The organism is Cystobacter fuscus, assembly GCF_044360685.1.
GTDB lineage: Bacteria > Myxococcota > Myxococcia > Myxococcales > Myxococcaceae > Cystobacter > Cystobacter fuscus_C.
The window spans coordinates 259,135-275,827 of the sequence record NZ_CP043491.1; the positions used below are offsets into that span (position 1 = coordinate 259,135).

The following is a 16,693-nucleotide window of genomic DNA, read 5'->3' on the forward strand; positions in this document are numbered from 1 at the left end:
GGCGCCCGGGCTCCTGGCACACTCGGGGCCCCCGCCATGAACCGCAACGCCGCCGTCTCCGTGCTCCTCTTGTGCATCGCGCTCGCGAGCGTGGTGGTGGGCGTGGTGCACCTCATCCGGAGGGACCGGGCGGCGCTCGTGGAGCAGTTCGCCGCCGAGCGCACCGCCCAGGTGGACGCCGCGGCGCGCGAGGTGTCCGACGCGCTCGACGACGCGGCGGATGACCTGCGCTTCGCGGGCGAGCTGCTCTCGCGTCCCGGCTCCGTCACCGAGCACCGGCGCGAGCTGCTCGCGCTCCTGGAGGTGGTGGGGCAGTTCAAGGCCATCGTCGTGCTGGACGCCGAGGGGCAGTCACGCTTCACCATCGTGGACCGGCGCGCGGGGCCGGCCGTCACGCGGGGCGCGGTGAGCACCGCCCTCACGGAGAAGGCCCGCGAGGCGCTCGCGCGCGCGCCCGGGGACATCCTCACCTCGCTGCCCGTGGCCGCCGCGCCCGGGGACTGGTACCGCATCTTCGCCACGGCCTACGCGCCCGGCGAGGACGGGCCGGGGGGCGCCCTGGCGGTGCTGGTGGACACCGAGGCCTTCTTCGCTCCCCTCAAGCTCGTCACCACCCAGCCCGAGGTGCGGCTGTTGCTCATCGGCACGCACGGCCTGCCCATCCGCGCGAGCGCGCCCACGCTGCTCGAGTGGGTGAACCGGGTGGACCTCGCGTCGGACGCTGTGCCGGGCTTCGCCGCCCTGCTGCGGCGGCTGCGCGCGGGCGAGCGCGGCACGGTGCGGCTGCCCGAGGGCGAGGCGGCTCGCCTGGGCCTGGGCGCGGCGGATGCCATCGCCGCCTATACCCCCGTGCGCATGCGCGGCGGTCCCTTCTGGGGCGTGGCCCTGTTCGCCTCCACCGAGGAGCTGCGTGCCCACGAGCGGGGCGTCATCCTGCGCGTGGCGCTCGGCGCCTTGCTGGTGACCTTCTTCCTCGTCGTCTTCGGCGCCTACGTCATCATCGCCTCGCGCCGCGCCCTCGCGCTCCAGGAGAGCCGCCGCCACGCGGATCAGCTCGCCCACCTGCACGAGAAGACGCAGAAGATCCTCGACAACATCCCCACCGGCGTCCTGGCGCTGTCGGCCGGCGGGCACATCACCGCGGTGAACCAGGCCCTGCGCGAGCGCCTGCCCCCCACCGCCGTGGGCGCGAGCCTGCGCGAGTCCTTCCCGGACGCGCCCGCCGCGGTGGTGGACCGGCTCGAGTCGCTCGTGAAGGAGGCGTGCGCCACCGAGCGCGTGCTCAGCCTGCATGGCGAGCCCCTGCCGCTCTTCGGCGCCGAGGGCCAGTACCGCATCCACGCCGTGCCCCTGGAGCGGCACGACGCCGAGGTGCGGGTGCTGCTCGTGGTGGAGGACCTGAGCGACGTGCACGCGCTCGAGTCGCAGCTGTTGCGCGCGGAGAAGCTGGCCACGGTGGGCATCCTCGCCGCGGGCATCGCGCACGAGATTGGCACCCCACTGGGCGTGGTGCGCGGCCGGGCCGAGTACGTGGTGGGCAAGCTCGGCGCCCAGCATCCCCAGGCCGCGGGCATCCAGGTCATCATCGAGCAGATAGACCGGGTGAGCCGCACCATCCGCCAGTTGCTGGACTTCTCGCGGGTGCAGCCGGTGGCGGTGCGGGGCGTGGCGCTCGGGGGGCTGTTGCACGGTGCGCAGGAGCTCTTGCACGGCGAGGTGGAGCGGCGCCGCGTGCGGCTGGAGATGGAGGTGCCCGAGGGGCTGCCGCCGCTGCTCGCCGAGCCGGACCAGTTGCAGCAGGTGGTGCTCAACCTGGTGCTCAACGCGTGTGATGCGTGCGAGCCCGGGGGCACGGTGCGGCTGGCGGCGCAGGTGGAGGCGCCGGGGACGCCGGGGGCGTGGAGCGGGGTGCGCCTGACGGTGCGGGATGATGGGTGCGGCATTCCCCCGGAGAGCCTCAACCGCGTCTTCGATCCCTTCTTCACCACGAAGAAGCGCGGCCAGGGCACGGGGCTGGGGCTGACGATGGTGGCGCAGATCGTCCGCAACCACGGGGGCCGCATCGAGTTGGAGAGCGAACCAGGGCAGGGCACGTGCGTGACGTTGTGGTGGCCCGTCACGCCCCCGCCGAGCGAGGAGCGGCATGCCGTCTGAGGGGCGAGTGTTGGTGGTGGATGACCACGTGGAGATGGCGCGGCTGCTCGCCGATGCCCTCACGGACGCGGGCTACACGGTGGACGTGGCCACGAGTGGGCGGGAGGCGCTCGCCGCGGTGCGCGGGCGCGTGCTGGACGCGGTGGTGTGTGACTTGCGCATGGAGCAGGTGGACGGCTTCGACGTGCTGGCGGCCGTGCACGAGGCGGACCCCACGCTGCCGGTGCTCATCATGACGGCCTTCGGCGGGGTGGAGAACGCGGTGGAGGCCATGCGGCGTGGCGCCGCGCACTACTTCACCAAGCCCTTCCGGCTGGACGAGGTGCTCTTGTACGTGCAGCGCGCCATCGCCGAGCGGCGGCTGCGCGAGGAGAACCGGGCCCTGCGCCAGGCGGTGGGAGACCGCTCGGCGTTCGCGGCGCTGGTGGGCCGCAGCGCGCCCTTGCGTGCCTTGTACGAGCTCATCGAGCGCGTGGCGCACTCGCACGCGCCGGTGCTGGTGCGGGGCGAGAGCGGCTCGGGCAAGGAGCTGGTGGCGCGCGCGCTGCACTTCGAGGGACCCCGCAAGGCGGGCCCCTTCGTGGCCATCAACTGCACGGCCATTCCCAACGCGCTCCTGGAGAGCGAGCTGTTCGGCCACGTGAAGGGCAGCTTCACGGGGGCCACCACGCCCCGGCGCGGCCTCTTCCTGGAGGCGGACGGGGGCACGCTCTTTCTGGACGAGATTGGCGACATGGCGCCCGAACTCCAGGCGAAGCTGTTGCGCGTGCTGGAGGATGGGGAGGTGCGCGCGGTGGGCGCGGACGCGGCGCGCAAGGTGGACGTGCGCGTGGTGGCCGCCACGCACCAGGAGTTGGAAGCGCGCGTGCGCGAGGGGAAGTTCCGCCAGGATCTCTTCTACCGGCTCAACGTGGTGCCCCTGCGCGTGCCGGCCCTGCGCGAGCGCCGCGAGGACATTCCCCTGCTGGTGGAGCACTTCATCGCGAAGTCGCGCGAGCGCAACCCCCGCGCGCGCCTCTCGGGCTTCACCCCCGAGGCGCTCGCCGCGCTCGCCGCCGCGCCGTGGCCGGGCAACGTGCGCGAGCTGGAGAACCTCGTGGAGCGGCTCGCCGTCGTCACCGTGAAGGAGACGGTGGACCTGCCCACGCTCCAGTTGCACGCCCCCGGGGTGACGGGAGACGTGCACCCGCTCGTGCAGGCCCAGACGCGGCTGGTGCCGCTGCGCCAGTTGGAAGGCGAGTACATCGCCTATGTGGTGGCGCAGTGTGGCGGCAACAAGACACGCGCGGCGGAAATCCTGGGCATCGACGTGTCCACCATCCACCGCCGCGAGCGGGAGCGGGGCGGCTAGCGGAGGTGTCTAGGAATGGGGCCGCGCGGAGCGGAACTCCGCCGCGAACCCGAGCAGCCGGTGGATGGCCTGCTCATCGTCTCCCTGGCACGCCTGGAGGAAGAGCCGAGGCCACTCCTGACCCGCAGGGAGGGACTTCTCCTCGTGCAGCCAACGCTCGAAGCGAGGATATTCCTCATCCCGTGCGCCCGCGAGGGCAAGGCACAACCGGTAGCCATCCACGAAGCCCGCCATCCGCCTCACGTCGATGGTGCCGATGAACATTCCCAGACGCCCCGGCACCGTACCCACCTCCTGGCGGATGTTCAGCAAGACATCCAACGTGGTCGGGGGCGGGCGCGAGAACGTCCAGGAGGGCGTCCGGAGCGCGGGATGCGGGCCCTGATAGAGCCAGCGAAGGGTTGCCAGGGATTGAGGTGGAAGGGCACGGAACTCGGCGACGAAGTCCAGGTACTTGCGGAGGGCCCGTTCCTGGTCGCCCTGGAACTCCGCCAGATAGGCCGCCGCCCAACCCTGGCCGGGCAGAGCCTTCTTGACGTCGCGCAACCAATCCCTGAACAATGCATCCGTCCCCACTTCGACTTCGAGGTTGTCAAGGCCTTCGCTGTAACCCACGATGAAGCCTGTCACGTGCTCCACATCGGGCATGCCGATGTATTGATAGGGTCCTCGGCCGCGAGCTGTCATGTCCTCGCGGAGGGTCATGAGCACATCCAGCAGGGGAACAGCGATCTTCTCCTGGGAAGACATGATCAGGGCGCCCTCGTGATGGTATCGACCACTGTCTGTTTGATTTCCAAGCGGGAGCCCGCTCTGCTCATGTACTCAGCCCAGGGCATCCCCGCGGACCCTGTATACGCGTCGTAGGCTCGGCCATTCATCCGAACCAGGACATGGTAGCCCGTCTCGGTGAGTCGCATGTCCTTCCCGCCCGGCATCTTGAACATGATGAAGTGCGTCTTGGTCGTGAGTTCCACGAACTCGGGCTTGCCCCCCAATTGGGTGAACGCCGTATGGATATTCTTCGCCACTCCCTGGCACGCTCCGGCCATCTGCTTGCTGGTTTCGAAGGCCGCCTTGGCGGCCAGCAGCCACGCGGGAGCGTCCTTTCCGGTCGCCAGCGCCCAGTATTCAATGGCTTCCGACACCTGCCCGCGAGCGAGCAGTTGCAAGGTCTGAGAGCGGATCGAGTCTACCGTCAACACCTGCCCGGCCACGAGCCGGGGGACGGTTGGGGCACCCATCACGGTCCCTGCCCAGCCGCAAAGCACTAACACGATAAACATGGATCTGATGTTCGCCATGGGAGAGCGTGTTATACTACGCTTTGAAGTCAAGCCCATGAGCCTTGTACGGCTTTGTCGAGGCCAGGACTCCACCTGTGCGCCTTGGTCCCATCACGCGTTGGAACCCGGCTGGAGCGGCTCTGGCAGCGCAGTGTGGTGAAAACAAGACGTGCGCAGCGGAACTCCCGGCATCGAGGTGTCCACCCTCCATCGCCGCGAGCGCGAGCGCGCGTGGGGAGGTTAGATTCCGGGCCCTTCCCTTCCCGGAGGTCACCCGCGTGTCGTCGACGAGAAACTCCGCCTTTTCCTCCCTGCTCCTGGTGCCGCTGTTGGGCGCGTTGTGTCTATTGCCCGTGGCGTGCGAGGAGCCACCACGGCGGCCCCCCCCCATCGGCGACAATCCAGGAACTGGCAACCCTGGCAACCCTGACAATCCTGGGCCGGGGGGCGACGCGGATGGCGGCCTCGTGCTGGCCAGTGATGGAGGCACCTTCGAGGCGAAGCCCTCGTGCACGGGGGGCAGCACGTCGTGCCAGGGCGCCTGTCCGGATGGCGGCGCCGTCTGTCTGGGCAACTGCGGCTTCCTGCCCCCGGTGCGCTACGTGCTCGGCGGAGATCAGGTGGAGCTGGCGGTGGGAGACCTGCAGAACGATGGCTCCGAGGATCTCGTCACCGCGGACACCAGTGGCAGGGCGATCGCCGTGCTGCTCAACCGCCGCCAGGGGCTCTTCCAGACGCCCAGCCTGTGGCGCGCCGAGCAGCCCACGTCCATGGTGCTCGCGAGGCTCGATGGGAACTCGTCCCTGGATGTGCTCACCACCAACAGCGGGAACTCCACGCTCGGGCTGTACCGGGGCCTGGGCAATGGCTCCTTCGAGCGGCTCCTCTCCTCGCCGTCCGCCCCCCTGCTGCGCGACCTGACGGTGTGGGAGGAGAACGGGAGCCGGCGCGTCGCGGCGATCAACGCGGGCACCCAGGAGGTCTCCGTGTTCCCGGTGAACGGTGACGGCTCGCTGGGGACCGCGACCTCCTACCGCGCGCCTCCGGAGCCCCGGGCCCTGGTGGTCACGGACTTCAATGGGGATGGGCGCCCCGACCTCGCCGTCGCCCACGCGGCCGCCTGCGCCTCGACGCAAGACACGGCGTGCGAGTCCGTGGGCCTGCTGCTGGGCCAGAGCGATGGCACCTTCGCGGCGCAGCGCATCACCCAGACGGGTGGCACGCCGATCGGGCTCGTGGCGGCGCGGCTGGACGGGGATGCCCTGCCGGATTTGATCGTCGCCGATTCGCGCCGCAATCAGGTGATCGTGCTCATCGCGCGGGGAGATGGCTCCTTCTTCGCCCAGGCCTCCTATCCCACCGTCCGCTCGCCCTCGCGCCTGCTGCTCATGGACGTCAACCGCGACACGGTGCCCGACTTGGTGGTGGGCTCGCTGGGCAACGAGGTGGGTGTGCTGCTCGGCCAGCCGGGAGGGAGCTTCGCGGCGCAGGTGGCCCTGCCCGCCACCAACCTGGAGGCGGGCATCCGTGCCCTGGCCTCGGCGGACTTCGACAAGGATGGCTTCAACGACCTGGCCGTCCTCACCGGCTCGGGCGTGCAGCTGCTCTGGGGCATCTGCCGCTGACGTCCGCCCGCTAGAAATCCACCTGCGTGCCCAGCTCCATCACCCGCTGGGCGGGCAGCCGGAAGTGGTCCGTGGTGGGCGGCGCGTTGCGCAGCATCAACCGGAACAGCCGCTTGACCCACAGCGGCGCCCCACGGCCGCGCCGCACGCTCAGCATCACCCGCCCGATATAGAAGGTCACCGGATTGGCGAGCGCCTCCAGTCCGAGCTGGCGTGCCTGCTCCAACACCCGCGGCACGTCCGGGTGCTCCATGAAGCCGTAGCGCGCCGTCACCCGCGTGATGCCCTGGCCATGGGACCGCCAGCTCACGCGCTCGGAGGGCTCCACCGAGGCCTCGTTCTCGGTGACGACCGTGAGCAGCACCACCTGCTCGTGCAGCACCTGGTTGTGCTCCAGGTGGTGCAGGAGCACCGGCGGCGCGCCGTGTCTGGTGCCGGTCAGGAACACCGCCGTGCCGCGCACCCGGGGCAGGGGGCTGCGCGAGAGCGTCTGGAGCAGCTTCTCCAGCTCCACGGCGTGGGTGTCGCGCTTGTCGAACAGCAACTCCAGCCCCCTCCGCCACACCGCCATCAGCAGGAAGACGACCGCGGCCATCACCAGCGGCAGCCAGCCGCCCTCGGCGATCTTCAGCAGGTTGGCGCCCAGGAAGGAGGCATCCACGATGAGGAAGCCAGCCACCACGAGCCCGAGCGCCCATGGCGGCCAGTGCCAGCGCCGCCGGGCCACCGAGCCGAAGAGGAACGTGGTGATGAGCATGGTGCCCGACACCGCCAGCCCGTAGGCCGAGGCGAGCGACTGGGAGGTGCGGAAGCTCAGCACCACGGCGACGCACGCCGTCATCAGCGCCCAGTTGATGGCGGGCAGGTAGATCTGCCCCTCGTGCGTCGGAGACGTGTGGCGCAGGGTCAGCCGCGGGCAGTAGCCCAGTTGGCTCGCCTGGTGGGTGAGGGAGAACACCGCGCTGATGAGCGCCTGGGACGCGACGACCGTGGCCAGCGTGGCCAGCACCACCATGGGGTAGAGCGCCGGGCCGGGCAGCGAGCGGTAGAAGGGGGCGCTGGCGGCCTCGGGGTGGTGCAGGAGGAAGGCGCCCTGGGAGAGGTAGCTCAACAGGAGCGCGGGCAGCACGAGCGAGAACCACGCGAGCCGGATGGGCCGCCGGCCGAAGTGGCCCATGTCCGCGTAGAGCGCCTCGGCGCCGGTGAGGCACAGGATGACGGAGCCGAGCACCCGGAAGCCATGCCAGCCCGACTCCTGGAAGAAGCGCACCGCGTGCCAGGGATTGAAGGCGGCGAGCACCTCGGGGGCGCGCAGCACGCCCCAGGCCCCGAAGGCCCCGATGCTCAGGAACCACAGCGCCACGATGGGCCCGAACACCACGCCCACCCGCCCCGGGCCCCAGGGCTGCACGAAGAAGAGCGCCAGGAGGATGAGCACCGTGAGCGGCACCACGTAGGGCTCGAAGACGGGGGTGGCCACCTTCAGCCCCTCCACCGCCGAGAGCACCGAGATGGACGGGGTGATGACGCCATCCCCATACAGGAGCGCCGCGCCGAACAGCCCGAGCCCCACCAGCACCGCGCGCCCCCCGCGCGAGCGCGCCGGCCGCAGCATCGCCACCAGCGCGAGGATGCCGCCCTCGCCCTCGTTGTCCAGGCGCAACAGGAGCGTGAGGTACTTCACGCACACCACCAGCAGCAGCGACCAGATGATGAGCGACAGCACCCCGAGGATGTTGCCGGACGTCACCTGCACCGCATGTGGTCCGTGGAAGCTCTCCTGGAGCGCGTAGAGGGGGCTCGTCCCCAGGTCGCCGAACACCACGCCCAGGGCGGTCAGGGTGAGCAGCGCCAGCCCCTGGGGCTCGCGGTGCGTCTGTCCCAGGCGGGAAGGCCCCCGCCTCGTGGGAAGAGCGCGCCTGGCGCCCGTGGCCCCTCGGGGGGGCTCCTCTCGCTGGTCTCCCACGGCTTCGAGCGTGCTCATCGGCGTGGCGTGGGGCAAGCACGCCGGGCGTCTCAGGCGCGCCACCGTTCCATCCCTGGACGATGGGGGTGGAGCGACGCGGCGCGCCGTCGCCTGGCGGACGCGGGGCATGGGGCGGCGCCAGTGGAAATCCGCCAGGGCACCCTGGCACCTTGCCACGCTCCAGTGGGGGCGGGGGGCGTCCTCCGAGAGAGGCGCGGCCCGGGCATGTGGCTTGCTGAAGCCAGGAGCCGAGGAGACCGCGCGTCCATGTCTTGTGTCTTGCCTTGTCGCGTCATTCCGGTGGCCGTCCGCGTCATGACGGGCGGGAGGTGAGCGGATGGAGGGCGTGCTGCCAAGGACGGTGCGGTTGCACGGCGCGGACGAGTCCCTGCGCTCACTGTTGAGCGACGTGTTGGGGGACATGGGCATTCCGTTGGAGGAGGACGGCGGGGGGGCGCGTCCGGACGTGGTGCTCGCGCTGGTGGAGCGCGAGGACAGCGTGCGCGGGGTGCTGCGGGAGGTGTCGGGAGCGGCGCCCGTCATCGTGCTGTTGCCGTTCGAGGACGAGCGGTTGCGGTGCCTGGCGATGCGCCTGGGCGCCCGGAGTTGTTACGCGCTGGGCACGCCGCTGGAGGCGCTCAAGCGGCTGCTGCGCGAGGTGGGCCTGTCAAATGCTCCGGGCGGCTGGGGCGGGGAGGCACGATGAGGCGGCATGAATCCGGGCAGGGAGCGCGGGCACGGCCCGTGTTGCGGTTGGTCTCCTCGCCTCCCCCCGCCGTGACGCCCTCGGGCGAGCGGGTGCTGGTGGAGGGCGAGGGCTTGCGGCTCACCAGCGAGCGGCTGGAGGTGGAGGGCCGCTCGTGGCGGCTGGAGGAACTGCGCGGCTTCGGCACGCGGCGTGAGTCCCCGGGGCTGTGGCTGCCGCTCGGGGTGGGGGGAAGCGCGGCGCTGCTGGTGCCGGGACTGCTGTTGCAGCCGGGCTCGTTCCGGGTGACGGCCGCGCTGGTGGTGGCCACGCTGCTCGTCTTCGCCGCCATCGCCCGGGTGGTGGCCGCCGCGGACACCTACCGGCTGCTGGTGCGCACCGCCGAGGGGGAGCGCCAGGTGTGGTGCGGACAGGATCATCAGCTGCTCGCGCGGGTGGTGCGCGAGCTGGGCGAGAAGCTCGAGCGTGCCGAGCCCCCGCGCCCGGCCCCGGTGCGCCGGCTCGTCCTCGTGCGCTGACGCGGGCACCCCGAGGAGATGTCGGGTGGGCGGCGCGTGGAGTGTCCCCCGGGGAGGGGTCTCGCCGAGGCGCTCTGGTGCGCCACCCGACACCAGCGCCGGGGAGGGCGTGCTTCTTGGCGGCGAGGGGCTTGCCGATGCACGGCCCCGTTTCGAGCATGTGCGGAGAGAGGGCGACGGCCGCCGCGGCCCGCGGTGCGAGGCGCACTCTCCAGGCGCGAGCGATTCGCCGCCGCGCCGTGAGGGGGAATGTGCGATGCGATTCACGGATCACCTGCCAGAAGGCGGCATCCTTCCCGCGTTGTGGGCGAGGGATCAGCACGGCGTGTTGCATGAGCTGGCCCGGACCCTCTCGGCGCATGCCCACGCGCCGGTGCGCGACATCGAGGAGCGGCTCGCGGTGCGCGAGCGCATCTGCAGCACGGCGATTGGCGAGGGGGTGGCCATTCCCCACTGCCGGGTGGAGGGGCTGAAGCGCACCACGGTGTGTGTCGCCGTGCACCCGGCGGGCGTGGACTTCGGCGCCCGGGACGGGCGGCCCGTGCGGCTGCTGGTGACGCTCGTGTCGCCGGAGAAGGCCGCGGGCCTGCACCTGGGCCTGCTCACCCGCATCGCGGCGCTGCTCCGGGATGAGCACCTGCGCCGAGCGGTGCTGGAGACGCCCTCGGCCGGGGCCATCCGCTCGCTGTTCGTCCGGGCGGAGGACGCCTACCTGTCCGCCCAGCACGCCCGGCAGGGTCTCCACCCGCCGGCGAGCCTCTCGCCGCCTGCGCTCAGGTGCCGGCCGGATCGAGCGGTGCCGTGACGACCTCGATGGTGGTCGAGGTCATGAGCTTGTGGATGGGGCAGCGCGCGACGGCGTCGTGGAGCTTCTGCTTCTCCTCCGGGGAGAGGGCGCCGTGGAAGGCGAGCTTCACGTTGAGCACATAGGTGCCCTGACGCTCGCGCGAGTCGTCGCGCTCGACGACGGTCTCCACGCGCTCCAGGGCCATGCCGTACTTCTTCGCGTACCACATGGCCGTCAGGGCCTTGCACGAGGCGAGCGAGGCATCGAAGTAGTCATGGGGACTGGGGGCGGAAGCCTCGCCGCCGGGAGTGGTCGGGGTGTCGGCGTGGAGGGTGTGGGTGCCAGCATGGAGGACCTGACGGAACGCGCCGCTCTGCTCGGTCTGACTCTGGATGGCCATGGGAAGTCGTCCTGGGGTGGGAGGGGTTGACCCGGGACAAACTAGCGGGGGACGGCGCCGGCGATTAGCGGGAACGGCCTGGAAGCACTGTTCCATGGGTGGGACGACGCTTCCCGTGGTCATCGGCTAGTGCGAAAGGGCCCGAGCCCCCAGGATGTGTCCATCGAACAGCGGGGAACACGCCGCTCGCGAGTCCGAGGACTCCAGGGAGCCGTCCATGAACAGCCAAGACACGATGGAACTCAAGTCGCACCCCGCGCTGGAGACGTTGATCGTCGCCCCGACGAAGGACCTGGGGGATGGCTTCGAGGTGCGGCGGGCGCTGCCCTCGGCGAGGCGCCGGATGGTGGGCCCCTTCATCTTCCTGGACCAGATGGGGCCGGCGCTGTTCGAGGCGGGCAAGGGGCTGGACGTGCGGCCGCACCCGCACATCGGCCTGGCCACGGTCACCTACCTCTTCGAGGGCTCCATCCTGCACCGGGACAGCCTGGGCACGGTGCAGTCCATCCACGCGGGGGCGGTGAACTGGATGACGGCGGGCCGGGGCATCGTGCACTCCGAGCGCACGGCGCCGCAGACGCGCGCCACGGGCGGCAAGCTCTTCGGGCTCCAGGCGTGGGTGGCGCTGCCCAAGGCCCACGAGGAGACGGCGCCCACCTTCATCCACCACCCCGCCGAGACGATGCCCTTCCTCGAGGGTGAGGGCGTGCGCATGCACGTGCTCGCCGGAGCGCTGCATGGCAAGCGCTCGCCGGTGAAGACCTTCTCGGACATGTTCTACGCGGACGTGGCACTGGAGAAGGGGGCGCGCTTCGTCATCCCGGCCGAGCACGAGGAGCGGGGGCTCTACCTCGCCGAGGGCGCGGTGGAGGTGGACGGCACCGAGTTCGGCGTGGGCGAACTGCTCGTGCTGCGTCCGGGCAGCGAGTTCGTCGTGCGAGCCACCCGCGCGACGCGCATGGCGGTGCTGGGGGGCGAGCCGATGGACGGTCCGCGCTACATCTTCTGGAACTTCGTCTCCAGCTCGAAGGAGCGGCTGGAGCAGGCCAAGGCGGACTGGCGCGAGCGCCGCTTCGCCGCCGTCCCCGAGGAGACGGAGTTCATCCCGCTGCCCTCGGAGCCGCCCGCGCCCGTGCGCTATCCGTGAGTGTTCCATCAGGTGCCTTTTCGATTTCTCGAAAAGAGAGAGGAGCACGCTTGTTGTCTGGCTGATCACGGACAGAAAAGACATTCATCGCGCGGCCTCTGGAACAAGTCCGACAGCCCAGGATTCCTGATAATTGGGGGTGGGCTTGAATTCCCGAGCCCCATAACGGGAGGAATGCAACGAATGCGGATGAATGGACTGCTCATCGGGATGCTGTCGGGACTCGCGCTCACCGCCTGTGGGATGTCGGCGGAAGAGGTGGCCGGGACGGAGGAGACCTCCGAGTCCCAGCGTGAGCTCGCCAGCTACCCGACGAAGTGGACGCTCACGAACAGCACGACGCAGGCGCTCACGTTCAGCTGTGCCTGCCCCAAGCCCTATGGACTCTCCTTCACCGTCAACATGACCACGACGACGGTCGGCGCGGGGCAGTCCACGGTCCTTTCGTGGTCGAGCTTCTTCAATGACGGGCTGGGGTTGAACGCCTGTACTGGGAGTGGCTGGAATTGCCGCACGACCACCGCGGGGGGCTCCGTCTACGCCACCGCGACCTTCCCCACCGGCTGGGGCCAGAACATCACGCTGACGGCCCAGCCGGGTGGTCAGCTCGTCAAGCAGTAGGAAGCGCGGCTGCCGCCTCGGGCCCGTGCCTGGGGCGGCGGAGTCCGGGCTCGGGCTCAGTAGGGAGGCAACAGCCGCCGGAATCCATGCCCCAGCACGAGGCCGAGCACGAGCAGGTTGCGCGGCAGGAGCGCCGGCCAGAAGAGGGGCAGGGCACCCGGCGCCGCGAGCTCTCCCGGTCCCGAGTACCGGGCCGCGAGCCGCTCCCCGAGCCGTCGCAGCCACCCCACCGAGCGGGGCCACTCGGCGAGGCCCTCGAGCCATTCCGGAGGAATGCTCCCCGCGCCCGTGGTCGCGCCCGCCAGTGCACCGACGATGGCGCCCGTGGTGTCGCTGTCGCCGCCGAGCAGGATGACCTCTTCCACCGCCCGCTGGAAGTCCGTGCCATGACGCAGCCAGGCGTAGAGCACCACCGGCACGGTGTGCATCACATAGCCACTCACCCCTTCGGCGAGCCCCAGCTCCGCGGCGAACTCCGGCACGCTCGCGCCCCGCTCCCAGGCCGCGCGCAGCCGGACGAGGGCCTCGCGCAACGAGGGCTCGTCGATGCGGGCCGCCCACTCGCGCATCATCTCCTCCGCGTCCACGCCGCCCCGCCGGGCGCCATGGGCCGCCGCCAGCGCCACGGCCAGCGCGCCCTGCTCGGCGCGGGCATCCCGGTGGGTCATCCGGCTCGAGGCCCGGACGAAGGCCTCCAGCCGCTCCGGGTGCTCCGCGAGACACACGCCCAGCAGTGGCGCGCGCATGGCCGGGCCATTGCCCGCGGACACCACCCCGCTGCGGCCCGGTGGAAAGCCGAGCCACAGCTTCACCGTGGCGCGCAGCGTGGCCCAGCCCACCCCGGCCGGCAGTCCCAGCAGCCAGCCCCGTAGCCTCCAGGCGAGGTTCCGGGCGAAGTGCTCGGGGGAGTCGGACGCGGCGAGCAGGGCCTGCGCCACCATGCAGGCGTGTTCCGTGTCATCACTGCCCACGCCCCGGCCGAGGAAGAAGCGGTGACGCAGCGGCGCTCCGCCGAACATGCGCAGCGCACGCCGCCGGGACAGTCCCTCGCGCGGCAGCCCGAGCGCGTCTCCCACCACTGTTCCCAGGAGCGCGCCCAGGATGGCGTCCTGCTTCATGTGTCTTGCCTCCGCACGGAGTCCACCCCTCACCGTGTGCAAGGCCTGTGCTCGGGGCCCACCGCCGTCCCGCCGCTCGGCGAGGCGCCGCGTGGAGCCGCCAGGAGACAGGATGTCCGAGCCGCTCGGCCGCTGCTCGGACACCCTGTCGTCCGCGGGCTAGATGCAGCCGGTGCTGGTGTAGTTCTTGCCGTACGGGCAGCAGTAGATGGCGGTCGTGTTGCTCGGGTTCTGGACGCAGACATTGGAGCCCGAGACGTAGTTCCAGCCGCAGAACAGGCCGGTCCCGCAGGGCGGCACGCACGAGCCATTGATGAGCCCATAGCCGCTCGGGCAGCAGTAGATGGTCGGCCCGCCCGTGTACTGCTGACACCCCGTGGCGCCATTCGCGGCGCTCGCGGAACAGTAGAGGCCGGTACCACACAGCGCCATCGCCGACACGCGGCCCTCCTCCTGGCCCCCCTCGACCGCCACCTCGTTGTTCTTCGACTGCGTGCCCGTCGTGAGGATCTCCTCGGACGGCTGACCACAACCCGTTGCCAGCAACGCGACCGCAAAAACAGACAAGAGCGACCTGGTCATCTCATTTCCTTTCGTCATGGCCGGAATCCGGCCGTGGGGAGTTTAAGACAAACGTATCTCCCTGTGAACATGTTTTCACCGCCGTGACGTATGTGTTCAAATGGGTGGAGGCCGGGAGATGGTGTCTCGCTTCACCACGCCCCCGCGCGCCGGTGTTCGCCGTCCTGGCGGTGGGAGGCCGGGCGGCATAGGGTGCCGGTATGGAGAGCCGTCCCACCCTGGTCTTCGCTGATGGTGCATGTTCCGGCAATCCCGGCCCGGGAGGCTGGGGAACCATCATCGTCACGTCCGCGGGCGAGGTGACGGAGCTGGGGGGCCACGAGCCGGAGACCACCAACAACCGCATGGAGCTGACGGCGGTGGGCAAGGCGCTGCGCCACCTGGAGCGCACGCCGGGGCCGCTGCTCATCCACACGGACTCCACCTACGTGATTCAGGGCATCACCCGCTGGGCGTTCGGGTGGAGCCGGCGCGGGTGGAAGACAGCCGAGGGCGGTGACGTGGCCAACGCCGTCTACTGGAAGCGGCTCATGGCGCTCCTGGCCGAGCGCAAGCAGGCCTTCCCCCCCGAGGCCGCCGCCGTGGAGTGGCGCTACGTGCGGGGGCACGCGGGCGTGCCGGGCAACGAGCGGGTGGATGAGATCGCCGTCGCCTACTCCAAGGGCCGGAGCGTGAAGCTCTACGTGGGCCCGCTGTCGGGCTACGGCGTGGACGTGTTCCAGGTGCCCGAGGACACCTCCCTGCCCGAGGAGAAGCCCCGGCAGCGCGAGGGCTCCTCGGCCAAGGCATACTCCTATCTGAGCGAGGTGGGCCGCAGCGTGAAGCGGCACGCGACCTGGGCCGCGTGCGAGCGCCGGGTGAAGGGCGTGCCGGGCGCCCGCTTCAAGAAGACACGCAGCGCGCAGGACGAGGTGAAGGTGCTCGAGGAGTGGGGCTTCTCGCTCCAGGACGTCCAGTCGGAGGACTGAGCCCGCTCGGCCTTGGTGAGGGGCGGGCCCGGGAATTCCAGGCCGGGTGGACGGGCCCGCCTCAACATCCTGTGCTCGAAAATCCGAGGCTCCCTCCGCCAGCGGTTCGCCAAGTCCTTGAAGTCTCTCATTTCCGCCCCGCGCACGCTCCTTGCTCTACCGGCGCGCGAATACGCCTTGGGGGCACAAGACATGACTTCGCTTCGCCGTTGGTTGATTCCCTCACTCATCGCCACGCTGGGACTCGCGGGCTGCTCCTCGGCCGCGCCGCCGGGAGAGCGCATCGCCTCGGACAAGGCGCGGGTGACGAAGCCCAACGTCCCGGCCGAGGACTTCGCGGCGCTCGTCTCCGGCAACACCGACTTCGCCGCCTCGCTGTACCGGCGGATCTCCAAGCCGGGGGACAACCTGCTCTTCTCGCCCTTCAGCATCAGTCATGCGTTCGCCATGGTGTACGCGGGGGCGCGCGGCGACACCGAGTCGCAGATGGCCCAGGCGCTCCACTTCACCCTGCCGCAGGAGCGGCTCCACCCCGCCGTGAACGCGCTGAATCTGGCGCTCCAGGCCCGTGCCAAGGCCAAGGTGAAGGGCGGAGGCTCGCCGCCCACGTTGCGCGTGGTGAACGCCGCCTGGGGTCAGCAGGGGTACGCGTTCGAGTCGCCCTTCCTCGACGTGCTCGCGCAGCACTACGGCACGGGCATGTACGCGGTGGACTTCATCACGAAGCCCAGGTCCATCCGCGACGACATCAATACCTGGGTCGAGGGGCAGACGCAGGGCCGCATCCAGGACCTGCTCCCGGCCGACATCGTGACCCCCGACACGCGCCTGGTGCTCGCCAACGCGCTCTATTTCAAGGGGGACTGGCAGGAGTCCTTCGCGAAAACCCGCGAGGCCCCGTTCCACACGCTGGAGGGCGGCACGCGGCAGGTTTCCATGATGCACGGCCCGATCACGGCTCCCTTGCTGAACGGCGAGGACTTCGATGCCGTCGCCATCCCGTACAAGGGGCAGGCCTTCCGCATGCTCGTCATCGTTCCCCACGAGGGCCGGTTCGCTGAAGTCGAGTCACGGCTGTCGGCGGACTTCCTGGACAGCGTCCGGGCGGGACTGCGAAGCAGCCATATCGCCCTCGGGTTGCCCAAGTTCAAGGTGACGCAGGCCACCCCCCTCGCCGACGCGCTGAAGGCGCTCGGCATGGTGGACGCCTTCTCGGATCGCGCCGACCTGTCCGGAGTGAGCCGGCAGGATCAACTGCTGATCTCGGCCGCGCAACACCAGGCCTTCATCTCCGTGGACGAGCGGGGCACCGAGGCGGCCGCCGCCACCGCGGTCGTCATCGTCAGGGAGTCCGCGCCCCCTCCGTTCGTCGTGGACCGTCCCTTCCTCTTCCTCATCGAGGACGTGGAGACGAAGAGCGTGCTCTTCCTCGGCCGCCTCGTGAATCCCTGACCGCACCCGCTT

16 protein-coding genes are annotated in these 16,693 nt (G+C 70.5%); 10 read left to right on the plus strand and 6 right to left on the minus strand.

The window, feature by feature from the left end; translation table 11 throughout:
- The first annotated feature begins 36 nt into the window (after nt 1-36).
- Entirely contained in the window at nt 37-2,154 is a 2,118-nt protein-coding gene (locus F0U63_RS01060; RefSeq protein ID WP_395842768.1) for a nitrogen regulation protein NR(II), read from the plus strand.
- On the plus strand, nt 2,144-3,505 hold the full coding sequence (locus F0U63_RS01065; RefSeq protein WP_395842769.1) for a sigma-54-dependent transcriptional regulator: 1,362 nt from the start codon (nt 2,144-2,146) through the stop codon (nt 3,503-3,505). The genes F0U63_RS01060 and F0U63_RS01065 overlap by 11 nt, the downstream gene beginning before the upstream one ends.
- 9 nt (nt 3,506-3,514) lie before the next feature.
- Here the strand turns inward: F0U63_RS01065 and F0U63_RS01070 are convergent, their stop codons facing one another.
- Together F0U63_RS01070 and F0U63_RS01075 are read right to left on the minus strand one after the other, a co-directional pair.
- Nucleotides 3,515-4,255: a hypothetical protein gene (locus F0U63_RS01070; protein WP_395842771.1), complete on the minus strand. Its 741-nt coding sequence runs from the start codon at nt 4,253-4,255 to the stop codon at nt 3,515-3,517.
- A 2-nt stretch (nt 4,256-4,257) separates the two neighbouring features.
- Nucleotides 4,258-4,809, minus strand: a complete 552-nt coding sequence (locus F0U63_RS01075) for a hypothetical protein (protein ID WP_395842772.1) — start codon at nt 4,807-4,809, stop codon at nt 4,258-4,260.
- 260 nt (nt 4,810-5,069) lie between these two features.
- Between F0U63_RS01075 and F0U63_RS01080 the strand changes: the two genes are divergently transcribed.
- Nucleotides 5,070-6,416, plus strand: coding sequence for an FG-GAP repeat domain-containing protein (locus F0U63_RS01080; protein WP_395842774.1), 1,347 nt, complete (start codon nt 5,070-5,072; stop codon nt 6,414-6,416).
- A 10-nt stretch (nt 6,417-6,426) separates the two neighbouring features.
- On the opposite strand, the gene F0U63_RS01085 is transcribed toward F0U63_RS01080, so the two are convergent.
- Nucleotides 6,427-8,400 (minus strand): potassium transporter Kup, encoded by a 1,974-nt coding sequence (locus F0U63_RS01085; protein WP_395842775.1) that lies wholly within the window; start codon nt 8,398-8,400, stop codon nt 6,427-6,429.
- Between the two features lie 328 nt (nt 8,401-8,728).
- On the opposite strand from F0U63_RS01085, the gene F0U63_RS01090 reads away from it, so the two are divergent.
- From F0U63_RS01090 to F0U63_RS01100, 3 genes are all read left to right on the plus strand, one after another.
- Nucleotides 8,729-9,088 (plus strand): DNA-binding response regulator, encoded by a 360-nt coding sequence (locus tag F0U63_RS01090; protein ID WP_232537290.1) that lies wholly within the window; start codon nt 8,729-8,731, stop codon nt 9,086-9,088.
- Nucleotides 9,085-9,606 carry a DUF6232 family protein gene (locus F0U63_RS01095; protein WP_395842778.1) on the plus strand — a complete coding sequence of 174 codons (522 nt, stop codon included), beginning with the start codon at nt 9,085-9,087 and terminating at the stop codon, nt 9,604-9,606. The genes F0U63_RS01090 and F0U63_RS01095 overlap by 4 nt, the downstream gene beginning before the upstream one ends.
- A 256-nt stretch (nt 9,607-9,862) precedes the next feature.
- The gene (locus tag F0U63_RS01100) at nt 9,863-10,411 is read left to right on the plus strand and encodes a PTS sugar transporter subunit IIA (protein ID WP_395842780.1); all 549 of its coding nucleotides are present in this window, start codon (nt 9,863-9,865) and stop codon (nt 10,409-10,411) included.
- Here the strand turns inward: F0U63_RS01100 and F0U63_RS01105 are convergent.
- On the minus strand, nt 10,380-10,793 hold the full coding sequence (locus F0U63_RS01105; protein WP_395842782.1) for an OsmC family protein: 414 nt from the start codon (nt 10,791-10,793) through the stop codon (nt 10,380-10,382). The two genes, F0U63_RS01100 and F0U63_RS01105, sit on opposite strands and share 32 nt — an antisense overlap.
- Before the next feature lie 217 nt (nt 10,794-11,010).
- Here F0U63_RS01105 and F0U63_RS01110 point away from each other — a divergent pair, with 217 nt between their 5' ends.
- Entirely contained in the window at nt 11,011-11,940 is a 930-nt protein-coding gene (locus F0U63_RS01110; protein ID WP_395842784.1) for a pirin family protein, read from the plus strand.
- A 183-nt stretch (nt 11,941-12,123) separates the two neighbouring features.
- The gene (locus F0U63_RS01115; RefSeq protein WP_395842786.1) at nt 12,124-12,561 is read left to right on the plus strand and encodes a hypothetical protein; all 438 of its coding nucleotides are present in this window, start codon (nt 12,124-12,126) and stop codon (nt 12,559-12,561) included.
- A 56-nt stretch (nt 12,562-12,617) separates the two neighbouring features.
- Here the strand turns inward: F0U63_RS01115 and F0U63_RS01120 are convergent, their stop codons facing one another.
- Both F0U63_RS01120 and F0U63_RS01125 read right to left on the minus strand, forming a co-directional pair.
- Complete coding sequence (locus F0U63_RS01120) at nt 12,618-13,679, minus strand: ADP-ribosylglycohydrolase family protein (protein WP_395842788.1); 1,062 nt, start codon at nt 13,677-13,679, stop codon at nt 12,618-12,620.
- 159 nt (nt 13,680-13,838) lie between these two features.
- Nucleotides 13,839-14,261: a hypothetical protein gene (locus F0U63_RS01125; RefSeq protein ID WP_395842790.1), complete on the minus strand. Its 423-nt coding sequence runs from the start codon at nt 14,259-14,261 to the stop codon at nt 13,839-13,841.
- Nucleotides 14,262-14,461: 200 nt separating this feature from the next.
- On the opposite strand from F0U63_RS01125, the gene F0U63_RS01130 reads away from it, so the two are divergent.
- Both F0U63_RS01130 and F0U63_RS01135 read left to right on the plus strand, forming a co-directional pair.
- Entirely contained in the window at nt 14,462-15,229 is a 768-nt protein-coding gene (locus tag F0U63_RS01130; protein WP_395842792.1) for an RNase H family protein, read from the plus strand.
- Nucleotides 15,230-15,421: 192 nt separating this feature from the next.
- The gene (locus F0U63_RS01135) at nt 15,422-16,681 is read left to right on the plus strand and encodes a serpin family protein (protein WP_395842794.1); all 1,260 of its coding nucleotides are present in this window, start codon (nt 15,422-15,424) and stop codon (nt 16,679-16,681) included.
- The last annotated feature ends 12 nt before the right edge of the window (nt 16,682-16,693 follow it).

Coding starts and splice junctions, on each gene's coding strand:
- F0U63_RS01060 (WP_395842768.1), top strand. CDS start 37: ATGAACCGCAACGCCGCCGTCTCCGTGCTCCTCTTGTGCATCGCGCTC.
- F0U63_RS01065 (WP_395842769.1), top strand. CDS start 2,144: ATGCCGTCTGAGGGGCGAGTGTTGGTGGTGGATGACCACGTGGAGATG.
- F0U63_RS01070 (WP_395842771.1), bottom strand. CDS start 4,255: ATGTCTTCCCAGGAGAAGATCGCTGTTCCCCTGCTGGATGTGCTCATG.
- F0U63_RS01075 (WP_395842772.1), bottom strand. CDS start 4,809: ATGGCGAACATCAGATCCATGTTTATCGTGTTAGTGCTTTGCGGCTGG.
- F0U63_RS01085 (WP_395842775.1), bottom strand. CDS start 8,400: ATGAGCACGCTCGAAGCCGTGGGAGACCAGCGAGAGGAGCCCCCCCGA.
- F0U63_RS01095 (WP_395842778.1), top strand. CDS start 9,085: ATGAGGCGGCATGAATCCGGGCAGGGAGCGCGGGCACGGCCCGTGTTG.
- F0U63_RS01100 (WP_395842780.1), top strand. CDS start 9,863: ATGCGATTCACGGATCACCTGCCAGAAGGCGGCATCCTTCCCGCGTTG.
- F0U63_RS01105 (WP_395842782.1), bottom strand. CDS start 10,793: ATGGCCATCCAGAGTCAGACCGAGCAGAGCGGCGCGTTCCGTCAGGTC.
- F0U63_RS01110 (WP_395842784.1), top strand. CDS start 11,011: ATGAACAGCCAAGACACGATGGAACTCAAGTCGCACCCCGCGCTGGAG.
- F0U63_RS01115 (WP_395842786.1), top strand. CDS start 12,124: ATGCGGATGAATGGACTGCTCATCGGGATGCTGTCGGGACTCGCGCTC.
- F0U63_RS01120 (WP_395842788.1), bottom strand. CDS start 13,679: ATGAAGCAGGACGCCATCCTGGGCGCGCTCCTGGGAACAGTGGTGGGA.
- F0U63_RS01125 (WP_395842790.1), bottom strand. CDS start 14,261: ATGACCAGGTCGCTCTTGTCTGTTTTTGCGGTCGCGTTGCTGGCAACG.
- F0U63_RS01130 (WP_395842792.1), top strand. CDS start 14,462: ATGGAGAGCCGTCCCACCCTGGTCTTCGCTGATGGTGCATGTTCCGGC.
- F0U63_RS01135 (WP_395842794.1), top strand. CDS start 15,422: ATGACTTCGCTTCGCCGTTGGTTGATTCCCTCACTCATCGCCACGCTG.